We start from the raw sequence: 18,443 nt of genomic DNA on the forward strand, positions 1-18,443 counted from the left end.
ACCGGGGTGTTACTAGCGTGTTACTGGCAGCGATCGGCGAACTGCACCCCACGACCAGCCCTTGCAGGGCCATACCTTGATCCTTTCCGGTTCCGGAACCTTTCCGAAGGCCTCGGGCAGGTGCCCTCCAACGGGTTTGTCACGCGTTGGCGTCGGTGGTGCTCCCGGTTTTGCCACCGATGTCGTCGAGCACGGTTTGCGCCTGACGGTCCACCAGCCCGGTGAAGAGCTGCTGCGCGGCTCCGAAGGTGATAGCCCAGGCGACGATCTGTGCCGGATTGTCGAGGTCGCTCAGGCCGGGTACGAACCCGCCCCGCATCAGCTGCAGGCCGAGCACGGCCGTCAGCGCGCCTGCCGGCAGTTTCAGGATTGCCAACGCCAGCGGCAACCCATACGGCGTGGAGGTGCCCCGCACGTGCCGCAAAGACGCAGCTCCGGAAACCGCTGCCGCGATAAGGCCGAAAGATTCGATGAACAGCACATCCCAGGGCCGGGGAAGGTCTCCGGTGGGGCAGGCTCGTCCCTCGGTCGGATCGAAACACAATTGCATCTCATTGGGCCGGATCCAGCCGGCGACGGCGAGTGCAGCAGCCAGCACGGTCAGTACCAGCGCGGTCATGATCAGGACATTCCGGAAGCTGCGGACGCGCGAGAACTCCTCGCGTGATTCGATGCAGGCCGCACGGAAGGCCGATACCACCGTCAGTCGGGCGGCGTCGTCGAGCGGGGTGGTCGATGCCGCCTTGGCGGCTTTCTCGATGGCCACCCGCTGCGGGTCGGTCCGTGGCAGGTGCAGGCGCACGTGGGCCTGGATGTTGGGGAGTTGCGACTGTACGAAGCCGACCGGCGCCCGCAGGAGGAGTGCTACCTGCGCGGCGTCTAGGTGGCTCAGTACGCGTTCGACCACTGCGCCGTTGTACGAGGTCTGGACGGTAGGCGATTTATGGGCGGCGACGCTGACGGCTTCGTTGAGATGCCAGGTAATGGCATTCTCCAGCACGGCCTTGCCCGCATCGGTTCCGGGATCGGTTCCGGACGGCGGGTCGGTCAGGGCGAGCCACGCCGAAAGGGTGCGCAGCTGCGCCGCAGTGGTGAGGGCCTGTTCCCGCCAGGTCCGGTTGGTCGGCGAACCGAGGGGAAGCGGGTCCGGCAGCTCGGGGGACGCCACCCTAGGCCTTCGGCGCAGAAGCGGTAGCTGCCCGGGGTTCGACCGTCCATCCGTGACGGGCCAGCGCATCCATCACCGGGCTGCTGGTTTCCGGCGCCAGCTGTTCCTCCGGGAGGGGACCCGCGGTGGCGGGAACCTGCACCTCACTGGCCTGCGGCGCGGCCATGACAGTCACAGGGGCCGTCCCCGCTTGTTCGACGTCGGCAACACGGGACGGCACCGGTGCACTTCCGGCGGGTTCGCCGGTGGCCCCGGGCCCAGCATCGAGCAGGGGGGAGTGTGGTTGGAAACGGGTACGTTCAGTTGCTTCGTCGAGCCGAAGGATCCGTACCATGACCGATGTCATCGTCGCTGTATCGTCGTCGAACCCTCCATGGGTGGTGGCACTGGAGCGGCTTGCCGGCGGTCCCTGGCTGGGAGAGAACACCAAATCGGCGGAAGTGGCGTCCAACACTCTGGCTACGGTCGATCCGTCGAACGGGCTGTCGACGAACCGTTCCATCCCCAGCAGCGGGACCTCCCCGCCTCCCCGCGCTTCCGCTCCATGCTCTAGGGCATGCGAGACCAGATAGAGCAGTGACTTTTGGTAGATGTTGAACTCCCCGGTCCCGACGACGTCGTTCAATTCCTGCGGGTCGGAGAGACTGAAGGAGGCGAACTTCTTCACCTGACCCGATCTGAGGTGCGGCAGTACCAACCGTTGGAAGTCGTCGATCCGGATCGCCGGTGCAAGCCAGGCCATCGAGGTGACGGGAACACCTTCATCCTGCAGCCGCGACAGCAGATGCGCGGTGAAAATGGATCCGGCGCTGTGCCCCACGATGTGAACTTCGAGGGATTCCTTACCAAGTGTTTCCGCATAGAGGGCCAGCCGCCGTGCCAGCAGGGACGCACCAGGAAGACTCCCCAAACCATCAGTGCCTGCTCCGTTCCGTGGCCATTCCACTGTTCGGTCGAGGGGCTTCGAGGCCGCCGCCGCATTCTCCTTCATCTCGGCCCACATCCACCGAAGGTTGGCCCGGGCGAATTTTTCGACAAACCGGTCGGCCTGTTCCACCAGATCGAACCCGATGCTGCCGAACGGCAGTTTGCCGCGGATCATGTCGCCGAGGTGATTGATCATCGTTTCCACGGGGCCGCTCTGCCAGGCGAAGCTGATCGGGTACACCTGGTTGTTCAACCACCAGTTCAACTGGGCCTGTGCAACTGACAGCCCGGATTTTTCGTCCACGAGACCACCGTGGGCGTAGAGGACCACGCGGCGGACTGCTTCTTTGGATCCGGCGGAGCTTCCCTGCCAGAAACGGTGATACTCCTCCATCCGCTGGAACATGCGTTCGAGTTGCGCCGGGCTGCTGGTGAAGCGGCCGGTGGTACAGAGCCTTCCCTCATTGCCGAGGTTCACCACATGGCGTGAGAGCCGGACCAGGTCCGGGCCGGGCCCCTCAGCGAGCACGCCCGCCGTCGCATTGACCACCTTTGCACGGTCCCGGGTGCGCACGATGGCGGGAACGCCGGGTCGCGCAACCCAGGCGTCATAGGCGGACGTGAGCCAGTCGTCGTAAGGAAGCGTTGCAAAGCCGCCGGAACCCCAATCCGTGCCCCAGCTGTTCTGCACCAGGAACCCGACATCGTTATAGCCGACGATCGTGAAGGCGTGGCCACCGAGCTGACCCGCGCCCGGGGGCCGCTCGATGACGTGCATGTGGGTGCGGTGTGACTTTACAACCCTGGTCGGCTCGATCCAGCCCGTATGGACGAGCGCGGATGCCACAATGACGTTCAATTCGTTGATCGCGGACTGCATGTCGTCGAGACGGTGGGCATTGACGCGGTAGAAGGCGCCCAACGGACGCAGGAAGGCCTTCTCGGCGAGCGCTGAATCGCCGTCGAGATCGGGATCGTCTGTAAGGGAAGGCCAGTCCTCGGTGGGGAGGGCTCCGTGGTAGAACCATCCTTTCAGGGCTCCGCGGAGCGAGGACCCTTCATCCTCCTCTCCCGCGAATTCGTCGTAGCGGCGCGCCATCCGGTAAAGCATGTAGGGGCTTACCCTCACCGGATTGTTCTCCGAGGAAAGCACGGTATCGATCATCGCCGCCACTGCGTGGCCGGTGCAGGAGTTGCCCTCCTGAGTATGAATGAGTGTGTCGCCGGGACGGCGATCCAGAACCGCCGGCAGCGGCGCAAGCCGGGGACGGTACTCGAGGTCCCGAGTGTCAAAGACGTCAGGCATGACGTTCGCCTGGAAAGTACCCCCTTTGAGTTCGATCACTCCCGGCGGCAGTGTCTTCGGCATGGCAGTCCCCTCCTTTCGTCCGGTGGGTGATTCGTCTCCCCGGTAAGGGTAGGGATATCACCCAGCGCGTTACTGCCGCGTTACTATCCACTCCGCGAACAGCGGACCTATCCGAAGGACGGACGCAAGCTGACACCGAGGTGAGGAACGGGGTTGGGGGCGGCGATTGTTCCTGGGAAACCTGAAGCAGAGGCTCGATAAGTCTGGTGATGGCAACGGATGGGCGGACGCCGCATTCCTGCAGAAGAATTGCTTGATAGCTTCGGTAACAGCGCCTGGCGGACCCATTGTGTTACCGGCCGTCAGGTGGATGCGGAGCAGCATCCGTTGTGCGCTCTCGCGCAGGGGATCCAGTTCGGCCGCTGTCGTGGCCGCATCGAGCGCGGCTTCAAGCGGACCGCTCACCAGAAGGCTTCCGGCCAGGGTTTCCAGCGTCGATATCCGTAGACGGTTGAGGCGTGCCTCGTTGTATTGCACAGGGACGTTGGTTGTTGTGTGATGTCTTGAAATGACGAATACCTCCGGTGGAGGGTGGTGGTGTCTAGGTCCCATTCCTCAACCCGGAGGTCTTCGTGTCTCACGCTAATGCTGCTCTCACCCCGGTTCAACGGCTGCGGATCGGGAGGCTGATCGTCGATGACGGTTGGCCGGTCGCCCACGCGGCGGTGTACTTCCACGTGTCGTGGCCGACCGCGAAACGGTGGCCCCACCGGTACGCGGCCATGGGCCGCGACGGGATGGTCGACCGGTCCTCGCGACCGCACCATAGCCCGACGAAGACCCGCCTGGAGCTCGTGCGGAAGGTCGTGCATCTGCGCTGGAAGAAGCGCCTCGGGCCGGTCGGGATCGGCACCCGCCTGGAGATGCCGGCCTCGACTGTTCACGCGGTGTTGATCCGCTGCCGACTCAACCGGCTGAGCCACGTCGATGTTCGGACGGGAGAACCGGTTCGGCGCTACGAGCACAAGAAACCCGGCGATCTGGTCCATGTCGACGTGAAAAAGATCGGGAACATCCCCGACGGCGGCGGCTGGCGATACGTCGGCAAGCACCAGGGCCACCGGAACCGGGCCGACACCGCGGGGAAATCCGGCAGCGCGCGCCACCATCCGCTGATGGGGACCGCGTTCGTGCACACCGTCATCGACGATCACTCCCGGATCGCCGTACGCCGAGATCCACGACGACGAAACCGCTGCCACCGCGGTCGGTGTCCTGCAACGGGCCGTGTCGTGGTTCGCCGAACGCGGCATCACCGTCGAGGGGGTCCTCTCCGACAACGGGCCGGCCTACACGTCGCACCTTTGGCGTGACACCTGCGCCGAGCACGGCATCAAGGCCAAGAAGACCCGCCCCTACCGGCCGCAGACCAACGGGAAGATCGAGCGCTTCCACCTAGGCAGTTGAATGCTTCCGAGCGGCAGCCGTCCCGCTGAGCAATCCCTTCGTCCTTGTCCCGTCACCTGACTGTGGCCGTTCCTCAAGCGTTGCCGGCCAGGCTCGTCCATGATCTGAGTGCCGCGGAAATCTCGGACCGTGGACCCTGTTGAACTGGGGGTCCACCGAAAGTAGACATCAGCATGACCGCATCTCGCAGACGATTCACGCAGGAGTTCAAGAATGAGCTGTGCCGGGAGGTGATTAACACGTCCAAGTCCAGGAGCTGAAACCTGAGGCGGCGTTCTTCAATAAATCTACGGCTTACTTCGCGCGGGAGCGGCGGTAGTGAGCGAGTATGAGTTCATCGATTCCTAAAAGGCTGAGCCCGGCAACTTGAACTCGGTCGTGAGCATGTGCCGATGATCGGTCGTCTCGAGGTCCGGTTTCGCACCTCAATTATAAGGAGCCAGAAAAGTCTGCGGCAACGACACCACACGACGCGCGCCAGCCTGGGACGACGGCGCCGGAATTCCTGGTACGCCGGCAGTGAAGCAGTAGTAACGACGCTTCGCTGTACTGGGCTGGAGCGAAACCATTAAGCAGGGGTCCGACGTGGATTCGGGAAATATTCTTGGAAGTCCGAGAATGCCTCTACCCGATAGTTTCAGCGCGGAAGTGGAAACAGGTGATTGCTCCCATGACCGCATATCATTAGTTAGGATCAGCTGATGGGCCCGGAGTATCTCCAGAGGTTCCGATCGTGAACACTTTGGTCATCCCCAAATGGCAGGAGTCCTGTCATCCGCACGGCTTCCGGGCAAGGATAAGCTTTCACAAAGCATCTGGACGCGGCGTGAATACGATTACTACCTCTGATCCATCTATAGTGCTACAGGCGGTGCGTGAGTGGCTTTCTGCGCTGCCCGGCGCCATTTATTGGGACTGAAGGCGCTTCCCGTGCGATCAATTGTCCGTCAAGCGCTCGGGATACGAGCAGAGTAAGTGATTCGGAGGGTCGAAGGCCCATATCCTCATCAAGTTGCGTCTGATATCTCTGATAGGCGCGAACAGCGGCGGCGGGGTTGCCATGCTGCAGCTCGGCTGTGATGAGAAGTCGGACGGCCTCCTCATAGAGCGGTTCGATTTCCAAGGCAGCTTCTGCCGCCGCGCCCGCGGTTTCGCAACTGCGCTGGTCTAGATGCGTCTTCGCGATGATGGTGCAAGCGCGGAGGCAATCCTGTTGAAGTCGGTTCTGTTCAAGCATTACCCAGTCGTCGTACCAGCCTGATAGTAGCCGTGCGTCACGGAGATCGCGCAAGAGGTCCGCCGCCTTTACCTCTGGTCTCGGCTGCTCCAGGTCAGCGATCTGGGCTTGAACCCTATGCAGGTCTACGTCCACTTGATCACTCAGGGACAGCATGGGACCGTCATTGACGAGCAGTCCCGGAATCTGTCGAGTGACGACGTGCACGCTGACCCGTAGGCTTTCCAAGGCCCTGGCGTCCGGACACTCCGGCCATAGCAGTCCCGCAAGGTAACTTCGCAGGCATGGGCCCTTGATGGCAAGAGCTGCGATAAGGCGCTGTTGCCGTGTTGCAACATGAACAAGGACGCCGTGGCGGTGAAGCCGCCACGCCCGCAGCAGTTCGAGCCGCAGGACCTTACAATTGGTGTAGTTCATGGGAACCTGATTTCGGTTCATAAGAACAAAGGACCGTGCGGTGATAACCTTCCTCAACCTGACGGTTCATGTCAATAGAAGCGGTTCTATTTCACCCAGCTCTTGTCATCACACTTCTACCACTGTTGCTCGAGAATCACTTTGCAAAAATAGATGATACGACCCGATTCAGGCGTGTCAACAGTAGTCGTGAATGTTTAGGGGATCTTGTCTAAGGGTATTCCTCAGGACATCCTTTTTGGGTATCATTCGCGTCGTCCGTAACCTCGGCCATGAGCGACATCAAACTGCTCATCGAACCCGATCGCACCGGGCGGTAGTGGAGGCGCGACAGTCTGCCGGGCGTCGTCCGATTGATCGATAACGCAGCTGTAACGGCAAGTCGTTAGTCTGCGGGGAGCTGAGGCGTCAAGAGTGGGTATCACTGTACATAGCCACGGAGGTCGTGATGTTGGACGTACGGAAGCTGACTGGAAGGCGGCGACGGGACGCCGACAGCTTCGGGTGGGCCCTTGATCCCACGGATCAAGCACTCGTCGTCAGTCGAAGACGCGCCAATGACCAGGAGTGGTTGCCCGACGCTCTCTGCGGCGAGGTCGGTCGAAGACTCCTCCTCGCCGAACTGCAGTTCAGTCGCTGGATGGTTCGACGCGTGGAGAAGGTCAGTTTCGATCAGGACCGTAATGTCACGCGGCGGCTCACAATCGACTTCAACGTGCCGGACTACGCGCCGCTCTTCGTCGACAAGGTGGGTAACCGGTTCTGGCTCGTACCCCTGTCGCTCATGCGACGGCGCACGCTGGTGAACATGCGGATCACGGACGAGAACGATCATGTCCTGCCGACGCCGGGGATTCGTCTCGCGCAGCAACTCGACGAGTCGATTCTCGTCGCAGCGACCGCCACCGTTGCGCCCGAACCCGCCGAGCCGGACAAGGTCCGCGCCTTCACCCGTGAGCTCGTCGCAGGCTCACGTCGGCAGACGAAGGAGGCAATGGAGCTTTTCGAGGGCACGAAGGAAGGCTCGGAGGGTGAAGTCCCCTTACACCTGGTGCCACTCGTGGAAAGTCCGATCGTCCGAGCTGTCGTTCACCTTATCCGGCGGAACTTCTCCCTGTACGTATTCCTTCCCGCAGGCAAACGTCATCGGCTGATCAACCTCGAGTTCAGCGAACCGACCGGATGGACCCGGATGACGCCGTGCATGACCCCCGACGGCGAGGTGAGGGAGTATGTTCACGACGACCGACCGGCCGCAGGCACAGAGGCCATGCGCGCATGGCGGGTTCAGCAGGCGAGGCGGAAACTGTCGACGGGTCTTCCTGCGGCCCTGGGGCTACTGCCCACAAGAATTCGTGTCCAGGTACCGGGCGCTGAGAACGCGGCGAGCTATCACCTCGAGCTGACCGCTCCTGAAGGAGTGGAGGTCGTCGAGGCGCGCCTGCTGGCGGGTCGACCAAATAGGGGACAACAGAATGATGGTCAGGTGCGCTACACCTCCGACCACGTCGTGGGGCACACGGCCACCGTGGGCCTCCACGGGGTCGAGGTTCCCAACGGTTCACTCTGCCAGGCGCAGGTGGATTTCAGAGTCACGTCGCGAGGTTGGCTCACCAATGCCGTCTTCTCGTGTGGGTTGGTTGCGGTGGTGTTGGCCTCCCTCGTGCTGAAGGTGACATACGGCGGGGCGTCGTGGTCCACCGGCCAGGTCACGAACATCATCGCACTGCTCATCACGACGTCTGCGGCGGTCGGTGCGATGATCGCCCATTCGACCTTCACGGGCGTCGCGGCTCGGATGGTGGCTCGCCTCCGCGGCCTGGCCGCCGTTGCAGTAGCCCAACCCATCGTGGCGGCAGGGGCACTGGCGTTCGCGGAAGAAGTCGATGGTACATCGACGGTCCGGCTTGACGGCGGCACGCGCGCTGTTCTGTGGATGGCCACCTGTGCGGCACTCGTTGTCTTCGGTTTGATTGCCGCGGCCCTCGTCTTGAGCCTGAGATGCGAGCGCCGGGGCCACAAAGCGGCATCACCGTGGGACATGACGGACGACGACAAAGAGGAAGAGACCAAGCCGAAGACCTTCGCGGCTGCACTCGAGAAGTACGAATTCGATAGGTCTGCCATCGGGATTCTCTCCGCGGAGGGGTGGCATGAGAGGTATGAATGGACCGATGACAAACAGGACGCGGTGGTCAAGGCGCTCGAGGACCTGGCGCCGAAGTCACGGTGGGTGACTTCGACACCTGCGTCGGATCGGCAGGATTCGGTGGGCGATGTCGGCGATGCGTGCCACCACAGGGCATTCCCTCGACAGCCAAGCGCCATGAGACGTGGATGATTCGACTCAATTCACTGTTGTACTCCATCAATTCGCCCGATGCGGTAGGAATGCCTATGAATTTCTCGCTGGTAACACGTCAGTAACGCCACCGGTGCTCTGATGATCTCGGTCTCAGACGCCGATGCCGATGGTGCTCGACAGATGTCGCCACTCGCTTCCGACATGTCGGTGCTACTCGCGAGTATTCAGCGGTCGCCCTCCTGCAGCAGGGTGATCGCACGATGGACACCGGATCGGGGAGAAGATCGTGAACGAAGAAGAGGCTCGTCAAAAACTGGTTGAGAACATCAAGCACCGACGGTCATGCATCAAGCTGTTCCTCCGACAGGAACGACCTCGTCGGAACAGGCTGACCATGGCAAGCATCGTCGGTAGCGCACTGGCTGCGACCCTTACAGCGGGCCCAGCCCTCGGCGGGACCGAGTTCGCTACAGGCGTTCAAGGAGCCCTGGCCTTGGAACAGAGCTCCATAGTCTGGCAGGTGCTCTGTCTGGGCGCGATGCTGGCCTCGATCGTAGCTGCGGTATCGACCAATCTGGCCAATTCGCACTCAGTGGCTGACAAGATCAGCGCAGCAGAGGCGTGTTATGTCCAACTCGAGGGACTGCAAACGGCATTGGACCTCGGACGACTGCCCGTTGAGGATGCTATTCAGCTGTACCAGCAGTACACGGCTCAAGTGGCATTCGTCGATGATGTGGAGGACACAGCGAAGTCCACGCGGTGACCTCGAACCCTCCGGCACCGGCCGGAGGGTGGCACCGCGTTGCGGCCACGGGAGCCGGGGGTACATTGAGGCCATGGCTAGCGAAGCGATGATCCTCGACGTCGACGGACCCCACGGCGTGCGGGCCGTGCGGGTGTCGAGCCCCTCCCGTGTCCTCTGGCCCCAGGCCGGGCTCACCAAGCTCGACCTCGCGCGGTACCTCGTGGACGTGGCGCCCGCGTTCCTCCGCGCGAACGGCGACCGGCCGGTGTCCCTGCAGCGCTTCGGCGGCGACGTGGACGGCGACTACTTCTTCAGCAAGAACCCGCCCAAGGGTGCCCCCGACTACGTCCGCAGTGTGGCGGTCACCTATCCCAGCGGACGCTCGCACCCGCAGCTCGTCCTCGACGAGCCCGCGTCCGCGGTCTGGGCCGCCCAGATGAACACCGTCGTCTTCCACCCGTGGGCCTCGCGGGCCGAGGCCCCGGACCTGCCCGACGAACTGCGCATCGACCTCGACCCGCAGCCGGGCACCACCTTCGCCGACGTCGTCGCCGCCGCCCACGCCCTGCGTGCCGTCCTCGGCGAGGCGGGCCTGACCTCCTTCGTGAAGACCTCGGGCAACCGCGGCCTGCACGTCTTCGCGCCGATCGAACCGGTCCACGAGTTCCTCGAGGTGCGTCACGCCGTCATCGCCGCGGGTCGCGAGCTCGAGCGCCGCATGCCGGAGAAGGTGACCACGGCCTGGTGGAAGGAGGAGCGCGGGGCGCGCATCTTCGTGGACTACAACCAGGCGAACCGCGACCGCACCATGGCCGGCGCCTACAGCCCGCGGGCGCTGCCGCACGCCCCGGTGTCCTGCCCGGTGACCTGGGACGAACTGGACGGCATAGACCCGGCGTCCTTCACGATCGCGACGGTACCGGACCGCCTGAGGACGGTCGGCGACCCGTGGGAGGACCTGCACGCCGAGCCGGGCAGCATCGATGCACTCCGCGGCTGGTGGGACCGCGACGTCGGGGACGGCCTCGGCGAGCTCCCGTTCCCGCCCGACTTCCCGAAGATGCCCGGCGAGCCCATGAGGGTGCAGCCGAGCCGCGCGCGCACCCGCGACTGACCACTGCCGTCGCCCGTGTCGAGGCCTAGCCCACGAGGTGCTCATGGGTCGGGCCGGGGCCTCTCCGGAGTAAACTTGGCGCATGACCACCACTGATTCCCCCCGCACCGCCGTGGTCATCGAGGACGACGACGACGTCCGGGATCTTCTGCACACCGTCCTGACGGGATCGGGCTTCCGCGTGCACACCGCGCCCGCAGGACTGGCCGGCGTGGAGATGGTCCGCCGGCTCCGCCCCGACGTCGTCACCCTCGACGTCGGTCTGCCGGACATCGACGGCTTCGAGGTGGCGGGACGGATCCGGCGCTTCTCGACGACGTTCATCGTCATGCTGACCGCGCGCGCCGATCCGTCCGACGAGAAGCGCGGCTACGACGCCGGCGCCGACCGCTACCTGCGCAAACCCTTCCGCCCGGCCGAGTTGCGCCGGCACATCCAGGAAGGCCTCGCCGCGCGAAGCCACTGAGCCCACCGGCGGTCGCTCAGTGGCTTCGCGCCCCCGCCGTGCTCATCAGCTCCGGCGGGTTCAGCGCATCGGAGGCGAGTCCCGTCACGGTGGCGAAGACGGCCTTGTGCAGGTTGTCCACGACCTTCTCGCCGAAGGGCCACAGCGACGGCGCGGCCCCGGCCCCCGTCGCGTTCTCGAGCGTCTGGTCGAAGGCGAGCCGCACCACCGTGTGTGCTGCCGTCGCGGGCGCACCCCGGATGCCCGTGACGGACCAGACGCCGCGCAGCGCGCCCAGTGTGGCGCCGGTCAGCCAGTGCATGGCATGGTTCCAGACCGGGTATTGGGCGGTGTTGCTCGTCGGGCGGCCGCAGAGGATCCGCAGGGTGCGCGCCGGGATATGGGAGTCGGGGCGGCCCGTGACGCGCTGCTCCACGAGTTCACCGGCGGTCATGGCGGCCGTGCCCAGGAGACCGGCGGCCGCGCCGCGGAGGGCGGCCCGGGCGAGGGCGGGTCGGCGGCCGCCCACTAGTCGTCGCCCCCTCGGGCGTCGTCGCCGAGGTCGCAGCCGCCGAGGAAGAGGCTGCCGGCGGCGAGAAGGGCGGCGACGGTCTTCAGCTTCGTGTCGGCCATGGGGCCTCCGTTCAGTCGAGCTGATCATCGGGCGGCTCGTTCGGTCGCCCACGCACCACGGTAGGGAGGGCCCCGAGGCACGGCAATGGACGGGTCGGGTCTGCGTGGGGGTTGCGCACGGCGCGCAGGCCCTGTCCGGGGAGGACGCCGGCAGGCTCCGCTCAGTCGCGGTCGTCGCGGATCATGTTGGTGATGCGGGCCGTGGAGAGCCTCCTGCCCTGCTCGTCGGTCATCACCACGTCGTGCGTCGTCAGGGTCCTCCCGAGGTGGATGGCCGTGGCGGTGCCGGTGACGAGGCCGGACGCCGTGCTGCGGTGGTGGGTCGCGCCGACCTCGATGCCGACGGCGTGGCGGCCCGGGCCGGCATGGAGTCCGGCCGCGAAGGAGCCGAGGGTCTCCGCGAGCACCACATGGGCGCCGCCGTGCAGGATGCCGGCCACCTGCTGGTTGCCCTCCACCGGCATGGTCGCGACCATGCGCTCGGCACTCATCTCGGAGAACACGATGCCCATCTTCACGGTGAGGGCACCCACCCCGTAGCGGCCCAGCCAGCCGTGCATCCCGGCCGGGATCCCGGCGGCGACCAGTTCGGCCAGGCGCTCCTCGGAGAGTGGCTGGAGGGCGTCGGGCCGGGTGCGGTTGTCTGTCATGGGAACTAGGCTGGCACCTGTGAGTGAAACGACCAAACCTGCTGCCACCCTGACCATCGCCCCTCCCGTCGACGACGCCGCGGAGGCCTCCCCGGCGGCCGGCGCGCAGGATGCGGGGCGCCGCAGCGACGGCTCGCGCAACAGGCTCCTCGTCATCGACGGCCACTCCATGGCGTTCCGCGCCTTCTACGCCCTGCCGCCGGAGAACTTCTCGACCGACACCGGCCAGCACACCAACGCGGTGTACGGGTTCACGGCGATGCTCATCAACCTCATCAAGGACCAGCAGCCCAGCCACGTCGCGGTGGCCTTCGACCTCGACACCCCCACGTTCCGGTCCGAGGAGTACACGGAGTACAAGGGCGGCCGCTCGAAGACGCCCGAGGAGTTCCACGGGCAGGTGGACCTGATCATCAAGGTCATGGAGGCCATGCGCATCCCCACCATCTCGATGGACGGCTACGAGGCGGACGACATCCTCGCCACGCTTGCCAGCCAGGCGGCGGCCGCCGACTGGGACGTCCAGGTGGTCAGCGGTGACCGCGACGCCTTCCAGCTCGTCAACGACCGCGTCACCGTGCTGTACCCGAAGCAGGGCGTCACGAACATCCCGCAGATGGACGCGCAGGCCATCGAGGAGAAGTACTTCGTCCCGCCGCACCAGTACTCGGACCTCGCCGCGCTGGTGGGGGAGAGCGCCGACAACCTGCCCGGCGTGCCCGGCGTGGGCCCGAAGACGGCGGCCAAGTGGATCAAGCTGTACGGCGGGCTCGAGGGCATCCTCGAGAACCTTGACAAGATCGGCGGCAAGGTCGGGGACTCGCTGCGGGCCAACATCGAGGAGGTCAAGAGGAACCGGCGCCTGAACCGCCTCCTCACGGACCTCGACCTGCCCGTGGACCTGGCGGCCATGGTCTCGCAGCACCCGGACCGCTCCGCAGTCGAGGACCTCTTCGACTCGCTGCAGTTCAACACGCTGCGCAAGCGCCTGTTCGACCTCTTCGGCGAGGAGGAGAGCGAGGACGAGGCGGACGAGCAGCACGCCCCCGCCCACGAGGTCCTCCAGGACGCCGCCGGCCTGACGCACTGGTTCAACGCCACCAACCAGGCGCAGGCATCCCTCGCGCTGGCGACGGAGACGACGGCAGGCGCCACCGACGTCGTCGGGATCGCCGTCGTCACCAGCCTCCACGCCGCCTTCATCCCGCTCGAACCGCTGGACGCCGACGCGGAGAGGGTGCTCGGGGCCTGGCTGGCGGACCGGGACGCGCCCAAGATCGTCCACGACTTCAAGACCGTGTTCAAGCTGCTCTCCGCCCGCGGCTTCCTGCTGGCCGGGGAGGTCGACGACACCGCGATCTCCGGGTACCTCATCCAGCCGGATCGCCGCAGCTACGACCTCGCGGACCTCGCCCAGTACCACCTGCGCCTGTCCATCACGGCGGCCGCCGCCGACCCGTCAGGGCAGCAGGCCCTCGACCTCGGCGCCGACGACGTCGCGTCGCCTGCCGTGATCGCGGCCTACGCCGCCCTGCAGCTCAGCGAGCACTTCGCCGGGCAGCTCGTCGAACGTGGCGCGAACCAGCTCCTCGGCGGGCTGGAACTGCCGCTCGCCGAAGTGCTGGCCCGCATGGAACTCACAGGCGTCGCCGTCTCGGTCGAGGGCCTGGACCGGTTGTACGACGACTTCTCGACGACGATCGGCGCCGCGGGGGCGGAGGCCTACCGGATCATCGGCAAGGAGATCAACCTCGGCTCGCCCAAGCAGCTGCAGGCAGTCCTGTTCGACGAGCTCGGGCTGCCGAAGACCAAGAAGATCAAGACCGGGTTCTCCACCGACGCCGACGCCCTGACCGATCTCATCACCAAGACCGGCCACCCGTTCCTCGAGCAGCTCCTCGCCTACCGCGACGCCATGAAGCTGCGCCAGACCGTCGAAGGCCTGCGGAAGGCGGTGGGGGATGACGGCCGCATCCACACCACCTACCTGCAGACCATCGCAGCGACCGGCCGGTTGTCCTCGACGAACCCGAACCTGCAGAACATCCCGGTCCGTTCGGACGAGGGGCGCCGCATCCGTGAGGTGTTCGTCGTCGGGCGGGGCCGGGACGGCGAGAAGTACGAGAGCCTGATGACGGCCGACTACTCCCAGATCGAGATGCGCATCATGGCGCACCTCTCCGGCGACGAGGGGCTCATCTCGGCTTTCCAGGAGGGCGAGGACCTGCACCGGTTCGTCGGCTCCTACATCTTCGGCGTCGCGCCGGAGGAGGTCACGAATGCCATGCGCTCGAAGGTCAAGGCCATGTCCTACGGGCTGGTGTACGGGCTGAGCTCGTTCGGGCTCTCCAAGCAGCTCAACATCTCCGTGGACGAGGCGCGCACGCTCATGCGCGACTACTTCGAGCGCTTCGGCGCCGTGCGCGACTACCTGCGGGGGATCGTCGAGCAGGCCCGCAAGGACGGCTTCACCTCCACGATCGAGGGGCGGCGCCGCTACCTGCCGGACCTCTCCAGCGACAACCGGCAGCTGCGGGAGATGGCCGAACGCGCCGCGCTCAACGCTCCCATCCAGGGGTCGGCCGCGGACATCATCAAGAAGGCGATGCTCGGGGTCGACGACGCGCTGACCAAGCGCGGCCTGGCGTCCCGCATGCTGTTGCAGGTGCATGACGAACTCGTCCTGGAGATCGCCGAAGGCGAGCGGGAAGAGGTCGAGGCGCTGGTCCGCCAGGAGATGGGCGCCGCCGCGGACCTCTCCGTCCCGCTCGACGTCTCGGTGGGGACCGGGGCGAGCTGGCACGACGCTGCGCACTGATCACCGGACGCGGGACGGGCGCCCCTCCGGCTCGCCGGGCGTCGTGCTGGTGCAGGCCGGAGGCGTCCGTCTAGGCTGGTGGACTGTGAGCCAGTACACAGCAACCGCCCATCAGCCGGACCTCCGGACCGAGATCTTCACGCCAGGCGCCGACGAGGACGCCTCGACGGACGGCCGTTTCGCGAAGTGGCTCGACGGCGAGAGCATCGGCTTCCACGAGGGGACGCTCGATCCCGAGGACGTCCCGCAGTACCTCGCGGCGTACCAGGCGGACCAGCGCGTGCTGTGGGGTGTGCATGACAGCGCCCAGCCCGCCGAGGCGCTCGGCGCCGGCCATCCGGTCGCCACCTACGGCACCATGGTGCACCCGCTGAACGTCGGCGCCACGCAGCTCGACGCGCACCAGATCACCGCCGTCACGGTCCGTCCCAGCCACCGGCGCAACGGCATCCTCCGCTCCATGATGATGCGCGACCTGCGCGAGGCGAAGGAGCGCGGACTGCCGCTGGCGATCCTGACCGCCTCCGAGGCCACCATCTACGGGCGCTTCGGCTTCGGCTGCGCCACGTTCACGCAGACCGTCGAGGTGGACGTGCGCGAGCGTTTCGAGGTGACGGCGCCGAGGACCGGGACGACGGCGCTCGTCGCCCGGGAACACGCTGTGAACCTCGCCGAGAGGATCTTCGACGACTTCCAGGCGGTGACCTTCGGCTCGGTCGGCCGGCAGTACGCCGTCGCCCGGCGCATCGCCGGCGTGTGGGGTCGTGAGCGGCCCGTCGAGGACCGGGCGGTGCGCATGGCCGTGCACTACGACGCCGCGGGCGAACCCGTGGGGTTCGTGAGCTACCGCTTCGCGGGCTGGGAGACCACGCCGTACACGATGAAGATCGTGGACCTCGTGGCGTCCACGCCGTCGGCCTATCTCGAGCTGTGGCGCTACCTCGGATCGCTCGACCTCGTGGAGCGCATCACCTGGGACGGCGCACGACGCGACGACGCCCTGCCCTGGGCGCTGCGGGACCGGCGCTGCTACCAGGTCAAGGGCACCGACGACGTGCTGTGGGTCCGCCTGCTCGACGTGCCGGTGGCGCTCGGGAAGCGGTCCTACCGGGGCAGCGGCAAGGTGGTGCTGGAGGTGCTGGACGACCACGGGATCGCCGACGGCTCGTACAGGCTGACCGTCGTCGACGGCGTCGGGACGGTCGAGCGGGCCGAGCCTGCCGCCGCCCCGGATGTCACGGTGACCGTCAACGCGCTGGGATCCCTCTACCTCGGCGGGGTACAGGCTTCCACGCTCGCGGCGGCCGGGGGACTGACCGCGCGGACGGACGGCGCCGTGGACGTGCTCGACACCCTGTTCGGGCGCGCCCACGAGCCCTACTGCATCACGTATTTCTAGGGTTCGCCGCACCTCCGCGCACCGCACGGCCCGCGACTCCAGGGGCCCCGCGCTGCTTTGACGGTGTTGGACCCCGAGGCTAGACTAGACAGGCGCGTGGTGCGCTCTGATGGTTCCCGGTGTCGAACCGGCGATCCATGGGCGTGCATCACCATTCCTGAGCCTCACCGAGGTTCTTTCCATTTCGTCCACATCCGGACACAGGAACCCGCAGTCGGCGTAGCCGGCACCGCGGGGGCCGGCGTGACCGGAGCAAGTAATCTTCCACAACGGAGCCCCAACTACATGACCATCACCACCACCGAGAAGCAAGGTGCCCCCGTAGTCGCGATCAACGACATCGGCACCGCTGAGGACTTCCTCGCAGCGATCGACGCGACCATCAAGTACTTCAACGACGGAGATCTCGTCGAGGGTACCGTCGTCAAGGTCGACCGCGACGAGGTCCTGCTCGACATCGGTTACAAGACCGAGGGTGTCATTCCTTCCCGCGAGCTTTCCATCAAGCACGACGTCGATCCCGGGGACGTCGTCTCCGTGGGCGATCAGGTCGAGGCTCTGGTTCTCACCAAGGAAGACAAAGAAGGCCGCCTGATCCTCTCCAAGAAGCGCGCTCAGTACGAGCGTGCCTGGGGCGACATCGAGAAGGTCAAGGAAGAGGACGGCGTCGTCACCGGCACCGTCATCGAGGTCGTCAAGGGTGGCCTCATCCTGGACATCGGCCTGCGTGGCTTCCTGCCCGCCTCCCTCGTCGAGATGCGTCGTGTCCGCGACCTGGCTCCGTACATCGGCCAGCAGATCGAAGCGAAGATCATCGAGCTCGACAAGAACCGCAACAACGTCGTGCTGTCGCGTCGTGCGTGGCTCGAGCAGACCCAGTCCGAGGTGCGCTCCACGTTCCTCAACAAGCTCGAGAAGGGCCAGGTCCGTCCGGGCGTCGTCTCCTCGATCGTCAACTTCGGTGCGTTCGTGGACCTCGGCGGCGTCGACGGTCTCGTGCACGTCTCGGAGCTGTCCTGGAAGCACATCGACCACCCCTCCGAGGTTGTCGAGGTGGGCCAGGAAGTCACAGTGGAGGTCCTCGAGGTCGATCTCGATCGCGAGCGCGTCTCCCTGTCGCTGAAGGCCACGCAGGAAGATCCCTGGCAGACCTTCGCCCGCACGCACGCCCTGGGCCAGGTTGTTCCCGGCAAGGTCACGAAGCTCGTTCCCTTCGGCGCGTTCGTCCGCGTCGAGGACGGCATCGAGGGCCTCGTGCACATCTCGGAGCTCGCGGTCCGCCACGTCGAGCTGGCCGAGCAGGTCGTCTCCGTGGGTGACGAGCTCTTCGTCAAGGTCATCGACATCGACCTGGAGCGCCGTCGCATCTCCCTCAGCCTCAAGCAGGCCAACGAGGGCGTCGACGCCGACAGCACCGAGTTCGATCCCGCGCTCTACGGCATGGCCGCCGAGTACGACGAAGAGGGCAACTACAAGTACCCCGAGGGCTTCGACCCCGAGTCGAACGAATGGCTCGAGGGCTACGAGAACCAGCGCGCTGCCTGGGAAGCCCAGTACGCCGAGGCGCAGTCCCGCTGGGAGTCGCACAAGAAGCAGGTCGTCCAGCACGCCTCGGACGACGCCGCCGCGGCGAACGAGCCCGCCGAGTCGACCTCGACGAGCTACTCGTCCGAGCCCGTCGTCGCCGATGCCGGGTCCGGTTCGGGAACGCTCGCTTCCGACGAGGCGCTTGCCGCTCTCCGCGAGAAGCTGACCGGAGCGTAAGCTCCCGCGTCCACGCAGTACCGTTGAAGGCCCCCGTCCACC

13 protein-coding genes and 1 pseudogene are annotated in these 18,443 nt (G+C 65.8%); 8 read left to right on the plus strand and 6 right to left on the minus strand.

Annotated elements, in window-relative coordinates:
• Positions 1-139 precede the first annotated feature (139 nt).
• The 3 genes from MWM45_RS07825 to MWM45_RS17735 all read right to left on the minus strand — a co-directional run bounded on the left by MWM45_RS07825 (position 140) and on the right by MWM45_RS17735 (position 4,016).
• On the minus strand, positions 140-1,168 hold the full coding sequence (locus MWM45_RS07825; RefSeq protein ID WP_247828967.1) for a hypothetical protein: 1,029 nt from the start codon (positions 1,166-1,168) through the stop codon (positions 140-142).
• Between the two features lies 1 nt (position 1,169).
• Entirely contained in the window at positions 1,170-3,464 is a 2,295-nt protein-coding gene (locus MWM45_RS07830) for a C1 family peptidase (protein ID WP_247828968.1), read from the minus strand.
• Between the two features lie 69 nt (positions 3,465-3,533).
• Positions 3,534-4,016 carry a bacterial transcriptional activator domain-containing protein gene (locus MWM45_RS17735; protein WP_418909750.1) on the minus strand — a complete coding sequence of 161 codons (483 nt, stop codon included), beginning with the start codon at positions 4,014-4,016 and terminating at the stop codon, positions 3,534-3,536.
• 20 nt (positions 4,017-4,036) lie between these two features.
• On the opposite strand from MWM45_RS17735, the pseudogene MWM45_RS07835 reads away from it, so the two are divergent.
• A pseudogene (locus tag MWM45_RS07835) lies at positions 4,037-4,859 on the plus strand (IS481 family transposase); the annotation flags it as partial.
• A gap of 874 nt (positions 4,860-5,733) precedes the next feature.
• On the opposite strand, the gene MWM45_RS07840 reads toward MWM45_RS07835, so the two are convergent.
• A complete protein-coding gene (locus tag MWM45_RS07840; protein WP_247828969.1) occupies positions 5,734-6,525 on the minus strand; it encodes an AfsR/SARP family transcriptional regulator in 792 nt (263 codons plus the stop codon).
• Positions 6,526-7,177: 652 nt separating this feature from the next.
• Between MWM45_RS07840 and MWM45_RS07845 the strand changes: the two genes are divergently transcribed.
• The 4 genes from MWM45_RS07845 to MWM45_RS07860 all read left to right on the plus strand — a co-directional run bounded on the left by MWM45_RS07845 (position 7,178) and on the right by MWM45_RS07860 (position 11,158).
• Positions 7,178-8,866 carry a hypothetical protein gene (locus MWM45_RS07845; RefSeq protein WP_247828970.1) on the plus strand — a complete coding sequence of 563 codons (1,689 nt, stop codon included), beginning with the start codon at positions 7,178-7,180 and terminating at the stop codon, positions 8,864-8,866.
• 250 nt (positions 8,867-9,116) lie between these two features.
• A complete protein-coding gene (locus MWM45_RS07850) occupies positions 9,117-9,596 on the plus strand; it encodes a hypothetical protein (protein WP_247828971.1) in 480 nt (159 codons plus the stop codon).
• 73 nt (positions 9,597-9,669) lie between these two features.
• Positions 9,670-10,692 (plus strand): non-homologous end-joining DNA ligase, encoded by a 1,023-nt coding sequence (gene ligD / locus MWM45_RS07855; RefSeq protein WP_247828972.1) that lies wholly within the window; start codon positions 9,670-9,672, stop codon positions 10,690-10,692.
• Between the two features lie 82 nt (positions 10,693-10,774).
• Entirely contained in the window at positions 10,775-11,158 is a 384-nt protein-coding gene (locus MWM45_RS07860) for a response regulator transcription factor (RefSeq protein WP_336296696.1), read from the plus strand.
• A 16-nt stretch (positions 11,159-11,174) separates the two neighbouring features.
• On the opposite strand, the gene MWM45_RS07865 is transcribed toward MWM45_RS07860, so the two are convergent.
• Positions 11,175-11,666, minus strand: coding sequence for a hypothetical protein (locus MWM45_RS07865; protein ID WP_247828973.1), 492 nt, complete (start codon positions 11,664-11,666; stop codon positions 11,175-11,177).
• A 265-nt stretch (positions 11,667-11,931) separates the two neighbouring features.
• Positions 11,932-12,420, minus strand: coding sequence for a hotdog fold thioesterase (locus MWM45_RS07870; RefSeq protein WP_247828974.1), 489 nt, complete (start codon positions 12,418-12,420; stop codon positions 11,932-11,934).
• Between the two features lie 169 nt (positions 12,421-12,589).
• Here MWM45_RS07870 and polA point away from each other — a divergent pair, with 169 nt between their 5' ends.
• From polA to rpsA, 3 genes are all read left to right on the plus strand, one after another.
• Positions 12,590-15,238: a DNA polymerase I gene (polA, locus tag MWM45_RS07875; RefSeq protein WP_247829175.1), complete on the plus strand. Its 2,649-nt coding sequence runs from the start codon at positions 12,590-12,592 to the stop codon at positions 15,236-15,238.
• An 85-nt stretch (positions 15,239-15,323) separates the two neighbouring features.
• On the plus strand, positions 15,324-16,637 hold the full coding sequence (locus MWM45_RS07880) for a GNAT family N-acetyltransferase (RefSeq protein WP_247828975.1): 1,314 nt from the start codon (positions 15,324-15,326) through the stop codon (positions 16,635-16,637).
• 285 nt (positions 16,638-16,922) lie between these two features.
• Entirely contained in the window at positions 16,923-18,401 is a 1,479-nt protein-coding gene (gene rpsA / locus MWM45_RS07885) for a 30S ribosomal protein S1 (protein ID WP_247828976.1), read from the plus strand.
• The last annotated feature ends 42 nt before the right edge of the window (positions 18,402-18,443 follow it).

Source organism: Arthrobacter antioxidans (assembly GCF_023100725.1).
Taxonomy (GTDB): domain Bacteria; phylum Actinomycetota; class Actinomycetes; order Actinomycetales; family Micrococcaceae; genus Arthrobacter_D; species Arthrobacter_D antioxidans.